Source organism: Microvirga soli (assembly GCF_016734765.1).
Lineage (GTDB): Bacteria > Pseudomonadota > Alphaproteobacteria > Rhizobiales > Beijerinckiaceae > Microvirga > Microvirga soli.
The window spans coordinates 161,544-174,764 of the sequence record NZ_JAERQE010000004.1; the positions used below are offsets into that span (position 1 = coordinate 161,544).

At 64.0% G+C, this 13,221-nt stretch carries 13 protein-coding genes; 7 read left to right on the forward strand and 6 right to left on the reverse strand.

The window, feature by feature from the left end; translation table 11 throughout:
* Nucleotides 1-32: 32 nt before the first annotated feature.
* The 6 genes from JKL45_RS06080 to JKL45_RS06105 form a co-directional block, all read right to left on the reverse strand.
* Nucleotides 33-1,808, reverse strand: a complete 1,776-nt coding sequence (locus tag JKL45_RS06080) for an adenylate/guanylate cyclase domain-containing protein (protein ID WP_201860217.1) — start codon at nt 1,806-1,808, stop codon at nt 33-35.
* A gap of 348 nt (nt 1,809-2,156) precedes the next feature.
* Nucleotides 2,157-3,071 (reverse strand): GTPase Era, encoded by a 915-nt coding sequence (gene era / locus JKL45_RS06085; RefSeq protein ID WP_201860218.1) that lies wholly within the window; start codon nt 3,069-3,071, stop codon nt 2,157-2,159.
* Nucleotides 3,058-3,768 carry a ribonuclease III gene (rnc, locus tag JKL45_RS06090; protein WP_201860219.1) on the reverse strand — a complete coding sequence of 237 codons (711 nt, stop codon included), beginning with the start codon at nt 3,766-3,768 and terminating at the stop codon, nt 3,058-3,060. The genes era and rnc overlap by 14 nt, the downstream gene beginning before the upstream one ends.
* 3 nt (nt 3,769-3,771) lie before the next feature.
* Nucleotides 3,772-4,548, reverse strand: a complete 777-nt coding sequence (gene lepB / locus JKL45_RS06095; RefSeq protein ID WP_201860220.1) for a signal peptidase I — start codon at nt 4,546-4,548, stop codon at nt 3,772-3,774.
* 198 nt (nt 4,549-4,746) lie between these two features.
* Nucleotides 4,747-5,145, reverse strand: a complete 399-nt coding sequence (gene acpS / locus JKL45_RS06100) for a holo-ACP synthase (RefSeq protein ID WP_201860221.1) — start codon at nt 5,143-5,145, stop codon at nt 4,747-4,749.
* Entirely contained in the window at nt 5,142-5,900 is a 759-nt protein-coding gene (locus tag JKL45_RS06105; protein ID WP_201860222.1) for a pyridoxine 5'-phosphate synthase, read from the reverse strand. The genes acpS and JKL45_RS06105 overlap by 4 nt, the downstream gene beginning before the upstream one ends.
* Before the next feature lie 544 nt (nt 5,901-6,444).
* On the opposite strand from JKL45_RS06105, the gene rpsF reads away from it, so the two are divergent.
* The 7 genes from rpsF (at nt 6,445) to radA (ending at nt 13,121) form a co-directional block, all read left to right on the forward strand.
* The gene (gene rpsF / locus JKL45_RS06110) at nt 6,445-6,852 is read left to right on the forward strand and encodes a 30S ribosomal protein S6 (RefSeq protein WP_201860223.1); all 408 of its coding nucleotides are present in this window, start codon (nt 6,445-6,447) and stop codon (nt 6,850-6,852) included.
* 2 nt (nt 6,853-6,854) lie between these two features.
* Nucleotides 6,855-7,115 (forward strand): 30S ribosomal protein S18, encoded by a 261-nt coding sequence (gene rpsR, locus JKL45_RS06115; protein WP_036353512.1) that lies wholly within the window; start codon nt 6,855-6,857, stop codon nt 7,113-7,115.
* 125 nt (nt 7,116-7,240) lie between these two features.
* The gene (locus JKL45_RS06120) at nt 7,241-8,203 is read left to right on the forward strand and encodes a DUF2232 domain-containing protein (protein ID WP_201860224.1); all 963 of its coding nucleotides are present in this window, start codon (nt 7,241-7,243) and stop codon (nt 8,201-8,203) included.
* Between the two features lie 23 nt (nt 8,204-8,226).
* Nucleotides 8,227-8,793 (forward strand): 50S ribosomal protein L9, encoded by a 567-nt coding sequence (rplI, locus tag JKL45_RS06125; protein ID WP_201860225.1) that lies wholly within the window; start codon nt 8,227-8,229, stop codon nt 8,791-8,793.
* Nucleotides 8,794-9,049: 256 nt separating this feature from the next.
* Entirely contained in the window at nt 9,050-10,543 is a 1,494-nt protein-coding gene (locus tag JKL45_RS06130; RefSeq protein WP_201860226.1) for a replicative DNA helicase, read from the forward strand.
* Nucleotides 10,540-11,706: an alanine racemase gene (gene alr, locus JKL45_RS06135; RefSeq protein WP_210345689.1), complete on the forward strand. Its 1,167-nt coding sequence runs from the start codon at nt 10,540-10,542 to the stop codon at nt 11,704-11,706. Before JKL45_RS06130 ends, alr begins: the two co-directional genes overlap by 4 nt.
* Entirely contained in the window at nt 11,706-13,121 is a 1,416-nt protein-coding gene (gene radA, locus JKL45_RS06140) for a DNA repair protein RadA (RefSeq protein WP_201860227.1), read from the forward strand. The genes alr and radA overlap by 1 nt, the downstream gene beginning before the upstream one ends.
* Nucleotides 13,122-13,221 lie beyond the last annotated feature (100 nt).

Here is a 13,221-nt window from a genome sequence, read left to right on the forward strand (position 1 = left end):
CTCACCCTCCCGGTTTTTTATTTGGGCAGCCCTCACTCCGGCAGGCCTGTCTGCCGCAGCCCCTCGGCGAACCGGCTCATCGCTTCCCGGCTGAAGGCCATGGCCTGAAGAATGTCGACGATCCGAATCCCAGGATAGCCTTTGACCAGTTCAGCGACACTTTCCCGTGCCTTGTCGGCCTCTCCCGCCAGAGCGTAGGCGGGCGCGAGGGTGCGATGGATCCAGGCGGTCTTCGGCTTGCTCATGAGCGCCTTTTCCTGCCATTGCGCGGCAAGATCGTATCGTCTCGCGATGAAGTGGGCGCAGCCGATGCCTATTTCGCAGTTGAACGCCATCGGATCGAAGGGGCTCAGGCGCAGGGAGCGCTCGAAATGCTCGATCGCGACCTCCGGGTCGTCATGGTAATTGCGCAGCCAGCCGCTGCGATTCCAGGCCCAGGCCGAGTTGGGATCCAGGGACAGAGCCCGCTCCAGCATTGAGGTGGCGCGCTGGAACTCCCGTGTGATCGTGAGGGCAGCACCAAGCACCGTGAGGATGAAGGGATCTTCGTGGGCCAGGGCCGCTGCGGCTTGAGCTTGGCGCAGGGTCTCGCGCTTGTCATCCTCAAGGTTCTTCGACCAGTTGTAGACGATCCGCTGACCACGACACCAGGCGGCCATGGCCATGGCGAGCGGGTAGCCCGGATCAAGAAGAAGTGCCTTGTCCAGGAGCCGGGCCGCCTCCTTGTTGGCCTCGTATTCCAGAGCCCATACATAGGGCAGAGCACGCATCACGAGATCGTATGCGTCGAGGTTCTCGGGTCGCTTGCGCCTGGCACGCTCAATTTCGGCCGTTCTGATCGACGGCTGGATGGATCCGACGACACTGGCGGTGATCCGATCCTGGAGATCGAACACATCCTCGACGACGCCATCGTAATGCTCGGCCCAGAGATGCATTCCGGTGCTCGCATCGACCAGTTGCGCCGTGATGCGAATTCTCGGCCCTGAGCGCCTGACGCTGCCCTCCAGAACATAGCGGACACCCAGTTCCCGGCCGATCTGCTGGACGCTGACAACACGGCTCTTGTAGGCGAAGGTCGAGTTCCGGGCGATGACGAAGAACGACTTGAAGCGCGACAGGGCTGCGATGATGTCCTCGACGATGCCGTCGGCGAAGTATTCCTGTTCGGGATCCTTGCTGATGTTGACGAAGGGCAGAACCGCAATGGAGGGCCCTTCCGGATGAGCGCTGGCGGGCCGCCGCTCCCCGGACCGCTGCGCCGTGTCCATCCCTTCGAGGAGGCAGAAAACCCTGATCGGCCGCCCGATGTTCTTGAAATGATGCTCGCCACGATCTTCGAACGCGTAGGCAAGCTTGCCTCTGACCTCTTCGTAGACCTTGCCCGAAAGGCAGATGCCGCCGGGCAGCGCCATCTTCTGCAGCCTGGCGGCGACATTCACACCGTCGCCGAAGATGTCCCCGTCCTCCTCGACCATGATGTCGCCGATATTGATGCCGACACGAAGCTGAAGCGGCTTGGCATCCGTCTTCCCCGGGCTTCGGGTAACGGCTTCCTGAAGATCCATCGCGCAACGGACAGCATCGACGGGGCTTGCAAACTCGACCAGAAATCCATCCCCGATCGTCTTCACCAGCCGCCCGTGATGGATGCGAATGCGAGGCTCGATAACTTGACGCCGGAGATCCCTGAGGCGGCTGAGAGTGCCTTCCTCGTCCTTGGACATAAGATCGGAATAGCCCACCACGTCAGCGGCGAGGACAGCTGCGAGACGCCTTTGCGCCGTCTGGTCAGAAGAGCTGCTCATGGCCTCTCCGGGACGTCGACGCTGAAACGGCTGGAACGCAACGTTAGGAAGGCTGTGTCCGGGGACGAAGCGGCTTTCCATCAACCTTCATGTTAAAGCCCTGCGGTTCATCTGGTTGCGTCCTAAAGATGCATGAATCCATGTAAATTAATGGATTTCGTGCCCTCGGACGTTGATTTCGGGCCAGAGCAGCGGCCCAGCCCGAATGAACGGGTGCTGACCCGACCACCGCGTTGACAATTTTAGACAGCGATCACCGGCACAAGGCCGGTGATGGCGGGGGCAAATGGCCGGACAAGGACTATCGCGACGGAGCGTTTTACGGGGATCAGAGACCCGAACGACGTTCTAGCCCCGTGGGAACTCCAGGCCCATCTCGCGGTAGCGCTCGGGATCGTCGCTCCAGTTCTCGCGCACCTTCACGAAGATGAAGAGGTGAACGGGCGACTCGGCGATCTCGGCGATCTCCTTGCGGGCCGACTGGCCGATGGCCTTGATGGTCTGCCCACCCTTGCCGAGCACGATCTTGCGCTGGCTGTCGCGCTCCACGAATACCGTCTGCTCGATGCGCACCGACCCGTCGGGCCGCACCTGCCACTGATCCGTCTCGACGGTGGACTGGTAGGGCAACTCCTCGTGCAGGCGCTCGTAGATCTTCTCGCGGGTGATCTCGGCTGCCAGCATGCGCAGGGGCGCGTCGGAAATCTGGTCTTCCGGATAGAGCCACGGCCCTTCCGGCATCATCTGCGCCAGCTGGCGCTTCATGGTCTCGATCCCGTCGCCCTTGAGGGCCGAGATCATGAAGGTATGGGCGAACGGCACCATCTCGTTGAGCTTGGCGGCCATCTCCAGGAGTCGCGAGCGCTCGATCAGATCGATCTTGTTGAGGATCAGCACCTTCGGACGCTTCAGCTCCGGCAGCTTGGCGAGGATCGCCTCGGCCTCCTCGTCGATGCCCTTACGCACGTCGAGCAGGAGGGCGATCACGTCGGCATCCCCAGCCCCACCCCAGGCCGAGGTGACCATGGCCCGGTCAAGGCGGCGCTTCGGCTTGAAGATGCCAGGTGTGTCCACGAAGATGAGCTGCGCCTCGCCCTCGATGGCAATGCCACGCACCAGGGCCCGCGTGGTCTGCACCTTGCGGGACACAATGGAGACCTTGGAGCCGACGAGCGAATTCAGCAGCGTCGACTTGCCCGCATTCGGGGCGCCGATGAGAGCGACGAAACCGGCCTTGGTGTTGGTTTGCTCAGGCTGTTCCATGCTCTTCCTCCGTCCAGACGCCCTCTCTCAAGAGAAGGCTTCGCGCCGCCGCCTGTTCCGCGATGCGCTTCGATGTGCCGAGGCCGAACTCGGTTTCCGCGCCCTTGACCTTCACCATCACCCGGAACTTCGGCGCGTGGTCCGGCCCGGTCTGCTCCGCGATCGAATAGGTCGGCGGCGGCAGGCCGCGCCCTTGCGCCCATTCCTGCAGGGCACTCTTGGGATCGCGGAGCGGACGGCGGGGCGCCTCCAGCAATGGCTGGAAGGCGCGCTCGACAACCCCGCGGGCGGCCTCGTAGCCGCCATCCAGGAACGCTGCTCCGATGATCGCCTCGCAGACGTCCGCCAGGATTGTCTGGTTGCGCCGCTCGCCCGCATGAGCCTCGCCGGCGCCGAGCTTGAGATAAGGGCCTATGTCCCACGCGATGGCGATCTCGGCGCAGCTTTCGCGCCGCACGAGTTCGGCCAGGCGCCGGGACAGCTCGCCCTCGGGGGCGCCCGGGAAGGTGCGGTAGAGCAGGTCGGCGATGGCGAGGCCAAGCACCCGATCGCCTAAGAATTCCAGCCTCTGATAGCTTTGCCCATCGGCCTTGGGAGCGCTGACATGGGTCAGCGCCTCGTCCAGGAGCGCAGGATTCTCAAAATGGTAGCCGAGCTTGTTCAGAAGCTCATCGAGGTTCGGCTTACGGCGTGCCACGGGTCAGCGGATCCCCTCGAAGAGACGGTTCCAGCGGATCTTCTGCGGCCATTCCCACGGACGCCACAGGGATGCGGTCTCGTCGATCGAGAAGAAGATGATTTCGGCCCGGCCCACGAGATTCTCGAACGGCACCTGCCCGACGCTCGCGTCGTCGCGGGAATCCGTCGAGTTGTCCCGGTTGTCGCCCATCATGAAGAAGTGGCCGGGCTGCACCGTGTAGACATTGGTGTTGTCCCAGTAGCCGCGATCATTGTCGCGCTCGATGACGAAATGGGACACGCCACCGGGGAGCGTCTCCCGGAACTGGGGAACGCTGACGGTGCGGCCGTAGAGGTCGGTGGTCTTGTAGTCCTCCACCCGCTCGCGCTGGACCGGCTGGCCGTTGATGTGCAGCACGCCGCTGATCACCTGGATCTTGTCGCCGGGAAGGCCGATTACGCGCTTGATGTAATCCGTCGAGTTGTCCTTCGGCAGCTTGAACACCGCAATCTCGCCGCGCTTGGGCTCGGAGCCGAAGATGCGGCCGGAGAAGATGGCCGGGCTGAAGGGGATCGAGTGCTTGGAATAGCCGTAGGAATATTTCGAGACGAACAGGTAGTCGCCGATCAGCAGGGTCGGGATGAGGGAGCCCGACGGGATGTTGAAGGGCTGGAACAGTACGGTGCGCACGACCACCGCGATCAGAAGCGCCTGGATGATGACCTTGATCGTTTCCCAGAGACCGCCTTCTTCGTTCTTCACGGTGCTACCTACGTATTTGCCGGTTTTTTCGCTCACGTCGCTCGACCTATGCTCTTTGGACGGGGCAGCTCCTGCCGCCGTCCTGTGCTGTGACAGTCGAGAGGGGTTTGCACTCAGCCCCGGGTGCAAGCCTCTCTCGATATCGTCGTTGCGGCACCTGATTGCGACCGGGAAGGCCGCTTTGCCGCGCCATGCTCTAACCTAAGCCGCGTCCTGCCGCAACGCAGCCCCGTCTCACACCGGCAGCGCCTCGATGATCACGAAGGCCTGGGCCATAGGCGGATCGTCCGTCAAAGAGACATGAACGACGGCCTTGTGGCCCTCGGGCGTCATGGCCTGCAGGCGCTTCAGGGCGCCTCCCGTGAGGCGCATGGTTGGGCGCCCGCCGGGAAGGTTGACCACCTCCATGTCACGCCAGAAGACCCCATGACTGAGGCCCGTGCCCAGGGCCTTGGCGCAGGCCTCCTTAGCGGCAAAGCGGCGTGCGTAAGAAGGCGCCCGGGCAGCTCGCCGGTCGCTCCTGGCCCGCTCGCCCTCCGTATAGATGCGGTGGGTGAAGCGATCGCCGAAGCGCTCGATGGACTTCTCGATCCGCCGGATGTCGCAGAGGTCGGATCCGATGCCCAAGATCATGCCGGCACCTGCGCCCGGCCCTCGTCCATGGCGACGCGCATGGCCCGCACGGCCTCGTCGAGCCCCATGAAGATGGCCTCGCCGATCAGCGAATGGCCGATATTGAGTTCCACGATCTGCGGAATGGCCGCCACCGGCCGAACCGAATTGAGATCGAGCCCATGCCCGGCATGGATCTCAAGGCCGATCCTCGCGCCATGTTCGGCCGCCCGGCGCAGGCGCTCCAACTCATGGGCGATCCTCGCCTCATCGCCCTCGACCACGGCCTCGCAATAGGTGCCGGTGTGGAGTTCGACCACGGGCGCCTGCAGATCGCAGGCCGCGTCCATGACCTCCACCTCCGGCTCGACGAACAGAGACACGCGGATGCCCTCGCCTTTCAGTTCCTTGATCACCGGACGCAGATGGGCATGGGCGCCGATGATGTCGAGCCCCCCTTCGGTCGTGCGCTCCTCGCGCTTTTCCGGCACGAGGCAGGCTGCATGGGGATGAAGCCTTGTGGCAAGGCCCACCATCTCGGAGGTCGCCGCCATCTCGAAATTGAGCGGCACGAAGAGCTGGCGCTTGAGCCGCTCCATGTCCTGGTCCCGGATATGCCTCCGGTCCTCCCGCAGATGGGCCGTGATCCCGTCGGCGCCGGCGAGAACCGCCATGTGCGCAGCCCGGATCGGGTCCGGATGAGTGCCGCCACGGGCGTTCCGGACGGTGGCCACGTGATCGATGTTGACGCCGAGGCGAAGAGGAGGAGCTTTCATAAGGGTGTTTTAGCCTAGTATGCGCCGCTGACCAGAGGCCCGATGAGGGTCGGCCATGCTATCAACGGCAAACCGTTGCGCAGTGTCATTCCCGGCCGGAGCATCAGCGGAGGGGAAGGGGATCCACCCGACCCTTGGCGTTATGGCCCCCCTTCCCAGCCTGCGGCAGCCGGGATGACGCCTGCGTCCGTTATGGCCGGGTGTGTCCCGGCCATCCCGATTGGAAAGGTGCAGCGCTTCCGTATCGGGATCACCGGCACAAGGCCGGTGATGACGTGGGAAAATGCAGACTCCCTCACCCTTGCCTTCCCGGCGCAAATCGCCTATAGCCCCCGCTTCGCGTTCGCTCCGGCCGGGGGCTGAACGGACGGTGTGGCTTGGCCATGCAGGGTTTTGACGAACCCGTCGTCCCGTGTCTCCGCCTTCGACAATCGCTCGGGCCTTGCAGGCTCGAAGGGCTTGGCGCCGATCGGATGCGCGAAACGGCCGAGACACTCCTCAAAACAGTGCAAGGCTTGTCCTCAAACCCTGAGAAAGGCCCATTATGCCTCTCTATGAGCATATCTTCATGGCTCGCCAGGATGTCACCCCGCAGCAGGTCGAGACCATGGTCGACCAGTACAAGGGCGTCATCGAGCAGAACGGCGGCACCGTCGACAAGACCGAGATGTGGGGCGTGAAGTCCCTCGCCTACCGCATCAAGAAGAACCGCAAGGCGCATTTCACGATGTTCAACCTCAACGCTCCAGCCCCGGCCGTGGCCGAGATGGAGCGTCAGATGCGCATCAATGAAGACATCCTTCGCTTCATGACCATCAAGGTCGAAGAGCTCGAGACCGAGCCGTCCGTGATGATGCAGAAGCGCGACCGCGACGAGCGCAAGGACCGCGAGCGCCGTGAGCGCGACACCGACGGTGTCGGGTTCGCTGGCAACGAAGGCGAGGAGGCTTAATCATGGCATTTGGTGCTACTGGTGGGGCCGCTGGCGGCGGCCGTCGTCCCTTCTTCCGTCGTCGCAAGACCTGCCCGTTCTCGGGTCCCAACGCGCCGAAGATCGACTACAAGGACACGAAGCTCCTGTCCCGCTACATCTCCGAGCGTGGCAAGATCGTTCCGTCCCGCATCACGGCTGTGTCGGCCAAGAAGCAGCGTGAGCTCGCTCAGGCGATCAAGCGCGCCCGCTTCCTGGGCCTGCTGCCCTACGTGATCCGCTAAGCCTCTTTGGCTGCCCGATCCGTCGGGCAGCCACTCTCCTACCAGATCGCCCAGCGGTGAGAATCCGCCGGGTCAGTTGAGGCACCAGCCTCTAACCCTGCCTTGAGCAGCGGGACAGCGAGACGATGAATTTTGTAGCAACAGGCATAGGCGCGGGGCTCGTATCGGCCCTCCTGACCGCGGTGATCGTGAAAGCGACCCCGCTGGCGGCCATGCTGTATCTGCTCGCCCCCATTCCCGTTCTGATCGTATCTCTCGGCTGGGACCACCGCTCCGGCCTCGTGGCGGCCCTCGTGGGCGGCCTTGCCATCGCGCTGATCCTGTCGCCGCTCAGCGGCATCGGTTTTGCGCTCATCACCGCCCTGCCCGCCTGGTGGCTGTCCTACCTTGCCCTTCTCGGCCGCCCCGGACAGGACGGCACCATGGAGTGGTACCCGGTCGGCCGCCTTCTGGCCTGGACGGCGGCGACCGCCGCACTCACCATTATCGCCGCGGGCGTGATCTCAACGGGCGGCGACTACGCGGCCTTCGATCAGAACACCCGCGAGGTGGCCGAGGCCTTCGTGAACGCCCAGTTCGCCACCGCCGGAGCCGAGGGCCTCGATGCAGAAACCCGCGAGCAGCTGATCGCCATCTTCTCGCGGCTGACCTCCTTCCTGTCGGCCCAGGGTTTCGTGACCATTCTGGCGCTCTATCTGTGGGCCGCCGGCCGGATCGTCCTGGCGTCCAAGCGCCTGCCGCGCCCCTGGCCTCCTGTGCCGGAGCTGGTAATGCCGCGCTCCGCCGGGCTAATCCTGATCGGCGCGCTGATCCTGGCGAATTTCGGCGGCTTCATCGGAGCGCTGGGCTTGGCTATGTCGGGCGCTTTCCTGATGGCCTTCGCCTTGCAGGGACTGGCCGCCGTCCATGACCGCACCCACGGTAAGTCGGGCCGCTCGTTCCTCCTAAGCGCCATGTACGTCCTGATCTTCGTCACCCAGGGCATCCTTCTCGTTGCCCTGGCTCTCTTCGGCATCGCCGATTCCACCTTCGGTCTGCGCCGCCGCTTCGGCACGCGGCCGAATCCACCTCCAACCCTTTCCACCTGATCACGAACCTATAGGAGACGACCATGGATGTGATCCTTCTCGAGCGCGTCGCAAAGCTCGGCCAGATGGGCGAGACCGTGAAGGTCCGCTCGGGCTACGCCCGCAACTTCCTCCTGCCGCGCGGCAAGGCTCTGCGCGCCACCGAGGCCAACAAGAAGCACTTCGACGCTCAGCGCGCCCAGCTTGAGGCCCGCAACCTCGAGCGCCGCAAGGAAGCAGAGACCGTCGGCGAGAAGCTGAACGGCCAGAGCTTCATCATTCTGCGCCAGTCCGGCGAGACCGGCGTGCTCTACGGCTCAGTCTCCACCCGCGACCTCGCCGAGATCATGACCCAGAACGGCTTCACGGTTGATCGCAACCAGATCGCCATCAACCAGCCGATCAAGAACATCGGCCTGCATGCCGTGCCGGTCTCCCTCCATCCGGAGGTCGAGGTTCAGGTGACGATCAACGTCGCCCGCAGCCCCGAGGAAGCTGAGCGTCAGGCGCGCGGTGAGGCAGTCACGACCCGCGAGGAGACCAACCTCGACGATCTCGGCCTCGAGGTCGGCGCGGCTCTGGCTGAAGCGGGCGGCGACGAAGACCTGTAAGCTGGAGCGATTGCTCCAGTTCTTGCTTTGTTCTAGAATGACGCTCTCCGTCGATTCGACGGGGAGCGTTTTTTCTTTGGGTTTCGGGCTTGCGGGAGAGTCAAGCCGAGACGCCCGCGAAAAGATGGACGGTGTGGGAATCGAGGACAGCGAGGACAGTTCAAGGTCCGCTCGGCTTCGTGTCGATCCGGCAACCTTTATGACACCAATTGCAGTCTAAGAGACTCTAACCCTTCTCCTGTTTCCGGAGCGCCAGATGGCCACCGCCAACGCCCTGATCGCCCGTCTCGAAACCGCCGAGCCGCAGTTTCGGATGCCCCCCAGCAACATCGAGGCCGAGCAGGCCCTGCTGGGCGCGATCCTGGTCAACAACGATGCCTATTATCGGGTCTCCGACTTCCTCGAAGCCGTTCATTTCATCGAGGACCTGCACCGGCGCATCTACGAGGTCGCCACGAGCCTGATCAAGGCCGGCAAGGTCGCGACCCCGATCACTATGAAGACATTCCTGGGCGATCAGGATCTCGGCGGCATCACCGTCTCGCAATATCTCGCGCGTCTGGCCGCCGAGGCGACGACGGTCATCAACGCGGAGGATTACGGCCGCGCCATCTACGACCTCGCAATTCGCCGGAACCTGATCAATATCGGCGAGGACATGGTGAACGTCGCCTTCGACGCGCCTGTGGATTCCTCCCCGCGCGAACAGATCGAGGAGGCGGAGCGGCGCCTCTATGCGATTGCCGAGACCGGCCGCTACGACGGCGGCTTCCAGCGCTTCTCCGATGCACTCACCGCCGCCATCGACATGGCGGCGGCCGCCTACAAGCGCGAGGGTGCCCTCTCGGGCATCTCCACGGGCCTCAAGGATCTCGACAAGGCTCTCGGCGGCCTTCAACCTTCCGACCTTGTCATTCTCGCCGGGCGTCCTGCGATGGGTAAGACCTCGCTGGTGACGAACATCGCGTTCAACATCGCCAAGGCCTACCGGGCCGAGAAGCAGCAGGACGGCAACCTGAAGACCGTCAACGGCGGCATCGTGGGCTTCTTCTCGCTGGAAATGTCGGCCGAGCAGCTCGCCACCCGTATCATTGCCGAGCAGTCGGGCGTGCCCTCCTACAAGATCCGCCGCGGTGACATGCGCGAGGACGATTTCTACAAGATCACCGAAGCCGCCCGCGAGATGCAGTCGATCCCCTTCTACATCGACCAGACCGGCGGCATCTCCATCGCGCAGCTCGCCGCCCGCGCCCGCCGCCTCAAGCGCCAGCGCGGTCTCGACGTGGTGATCGTCGACTACCTGCAGCTTCTCTCCGGCTCGTCCAAGAAGGGCGAGAACCGCGTGCAGGAGCTCACCGAGATCACCACCGGCCTTAAGGCGCTCGCCAAGGAACTGTCGGTTCCAATGGTCGCCCTGTCCCAGCTCTCCCGTCAGGTGGAGTCCCGCGACGACAAGAGGCCGCAGCTCTCCGACCTTCGTGAATCGGGCTCGATCGAGCAGGACGCCGACGTGGTCATGTTCGTTTACCGCGACGAGTACTATCTGAAGAACAAGGAGCCGAAACCCGGCACCGAGGAATACTTCAAGTGGCAGTCGGAAATGGATCAGGTCCATGGCAAGGCCGAGGTCATCATCGGCAAGCAGCGTCACGGACCGACAGGCACCGTGCAGCTGGCCTTCCAGGCCGACATCACCCGCTTCACCGACCTAGCGGATGAAGACAAACTTCCCGAACGGATTGGCGATTGACCGAGCATACTTCTCAGACCAACAGCACCGGTCGCATTCCCGAACAAGCCGCCGGCGGTGTCCTCCATATCGATCTCGACGCTCTGGCTTCGAACTGGCGCACCCTGCGGGATCACGCGGGCGGTGCCGCGACGGCGGCCGTGGTCAAGGCGAACGCCTACGGCATCGGCATCGAGAAGGCCGTGCCTGCCCTCGGCAAAGCCGGCTGCCGCACCTTTTTCGTGGCCTACTTGAGCGAGGCGATCCGCGCCCGCGCCGTTGACCCCGATGCAGCGATCTATGTGCTCAACGGGCTGTTCACAGGCACCTGCCCCACTTACGCACAGTTCGACCTGCGCCCGGTGCTCGGCTCCTTCCAGGAGATCGAGGAATGGGCCGGGTTCTGCCGCGCGCAATCGCAGAAGCTGAAGGCCGCGATCCATGTGGATACCGGCATGAACCGGCTCGGCCTCACCGTGCCGCAGGGCACGACGCTGAAGGATCGGGCGGAGCTGAACGACTTCGAGACCGCGCTCCTCATGAGCCATTTCGTGAGCGCGGAGGAGAGCGACAACCCGCTGAACGCCCAGCAGATCGAAGCCTTTGAAGCTATCCGTTCATCGCTGCCCAACATCCCGGCTTCGCTGCCCAACTCCTCGGGCATCTTCCTGCGCGACAAGCCCGGCTACGACCTGGTGCGACCCGGCTATGCCCTCTATGGGGGCAATCCGACGCCGGATCGCGACAACCCGATGCGACCGGTGGTTGGCTTAGAGGCCCGCATCGTGCAGTTGCGCTGGGTCGAGGCAGACCATACCGTGGGATATAACGGTCGCTGGCTTGCGCTCGACAAGCGCCGCATCGCCACGTTGTCCGTTGGATACGCCGACGGCTATCCGCGCTCGTCGAGCGCACGAGGCAAGAGCGGCGACGAATTGCTCGCCGGCATGGCACTGGTCGCCGGACATCCCTGCCCCTTCGCGGGCAATGTCTCCATGGACCTGATCACAATCGACGTGACGGATGTGCCGGAAGCACGCGTGAAGCGCGGCGACACGGTCACGCTGATTGGCGATCAGCTGACCATCGACGAGGTCGGCCACCGCGCTGGCACCATCGGATACGAAATTCTCACCAATCTCGGTGCGCGCTACGCCCGTGCCTATCGCGGAGAGCAAGGCTGATGGCCAAGCAGCGTCACCCCAGCTTCACGTGCCAGGAATGCGGCGCGGTCTACAACCGCTGGAAAGGCAAGTGCGAGGCCTGCGGCGGCTGGAACACCATTGTCGAGGAAGCAGGCTCCGCGAGCCCCATGGCAGGGCCTGCCGCCACCCGCCCCTCCCGCGCCAAGGGCCGCATCTTCCCCCTCGAAGGGCTTCAGGGCGAGACCAAGGAAGCCCCGCGCACGCCCTCAGGCATCGCCGAGCTCGACCGGGTCACCGGCGGCGGCTTCGTGCATGGTTCGATCATCCTGCTCGGCGGCGATCCCGGCATCGGCAAGTCCACACTCCTCATGCAGGCCTCCGCCGCCTTGGCCATGAAAGGTGAGCGTGTCGCCTATATCTCGGGCGAAGAAGCTGTGGCCCAGGTGCGCCTGCGGGCCGAGCGTCTCGGCCTCGGCCAGGCACCGGTCGAACTCGCCTCCGAGACCAATGTCGAGGATATCATCGCGACCTTGAGCCAGGGCCGCCCGCCGGCGCTGGCCATCATCGACTCGATCCAGACCATGTGGACCGAGACGGTGGAATCCGCGCCCGGCACCGTCACCCAGGTGCGCGGCTCGGCCCAGGCGCTGATCCGCTTCGCCAAGACCACCGGCACTTCCGTCATTCTGGTGGGCCACGTGACCAAGGATGGCCAGATCGCCGGTCCTCGCGTGGTCGAGCACATGGTCGACGCGGTGGTCTCCTTCGAGGGCGACACCGGGCACCATTTCCGCATCATGCGCGCCGTGAAGAACCGCTTCGGACCCACCGACGAGATCGGCGTGTTCGAGATGTCCGATCAGGGGCTGCGCGAGGTGCCGAACCCCTCGGAGCTTTTTCTCGCTGGCCGCGACATGGCAACAGCCGGCACGGCCGTCTTCGCCGGCATGGAAGGCACACGCCCGCTCCTCGTCGAGATCCAGGCGCTGGTTGCCCCCTCGTCCCTCGGCACGCCTCGGCGCGCCGTGGTCGGCTGGGACCAGAGCCGCTTGTCCATGGTGCTGGCCGTGCTGGAAGCGCATGGCGGGCTGAAGCTCGGCATGCATGACGTCTATCTCAACGTCGCCGGGGGCCTGCGCATCACGGAGCCTGCGGCGGATCTAGCGGCCGCTGCCGCCCTGGTTTCGTCGCTGTCCGGCAATCCCCTGCCGCCGGACACGGTCTATTTCGGCGAGATGGGCCTCTCCGGAGCCATCCGCCCAGTGGCCCAAGAGCAGGCAAGGCTGAAGGAGGCAGCCAAGCTCGGCTTCTCGAGTGCGGTTTCTCCGCAGCAGAGAATAGATAAAGCTAAGGGCTCAAAGAGTGAGCGCCTGCCGTTGGCTACCTCATCTATCGGCCACATCACCGATCTCGTGGCGGGAATTGCAGCGAGACGAAGGAAGGCAGCGTCCTAAGGAGGCTATCTCTCCTAAAGCCATAGGTCATTGTGCTGAGTTGACACAAATTTGATACTTTGTAACAAGTTTATTCATGCATCATACCTTTGCTGTACCC

Bases quoted from the DNA above. Each gene is read 5' to 3' on its own strand.
- JKL45_RS06080 (WP_201860217.1), bottom strand. From the start codon at position 1,808: ATGAGCAGCTCTTCTGACCAGACGGCGCAAAGGCGTCTCGCAGCTGTC.
- era (WP_201860218.1), bottom strand. From the start codon at position 3,071: ATGGAACAGCCTGAGCAAACCAACACCAAGGCCGGTTTCGTCGCTCTC.
- acpS (WP_201860221.1), bottom strand. From the start codon at position 5,145: ATGATCTTGGGCATCGGATCCGACCTCTGCGACATCCGGCGGATCGAG.
- JKL45_RS06105 (WP_201860222.1), bottom strand. From the start codon at position 5,900: ATGAAAGCTCCTCCTCTTCGCCTCGGCGTCAACATCGATCACGTGGCC.
- rpsF (WP_201860223.1), top strand. From the start codon at position 6,445: ATGCCTCTCTATGAGCATATCTTCATGGCTCGCCAGGATGTCACCCCG.
- rpsR (WP_036353512.1), top strand. From the start codon at position 6,855: ATGGCATTTGGTGCTACTGGTGGGGCCGCTGGCGGCGGCCGTCGTCCC.
- JKL45_RS06120 (WP_201860224.1), top strand. From the start codon at position 7,241: ATGAATTTTGTAGCAACAGGCATAGGCGCGGGGCTCGTATCGGCCCTC.
- rplI (WP_201860225.1), top strand. From the start codon at position 8,227: ATGGATGTGATCCTTCTCGAGCGCGTCGCAAAGCTCGGCCAGATGGGC.
- JKL45_RS06130 (WP_201860226.1), top strand. From the start codon at position 9,050: ATGGCCACCGCCAACGCCCTGATCGCCCGTCTCGAAACCGCCGAGCCG.
- radA (WP_201860227.1), top strand. From the start codon at position 11,706: ATGGCCAAGCAGCGTCACCCCAGCTTCACGTGCCAGGAATGCGGCGCG.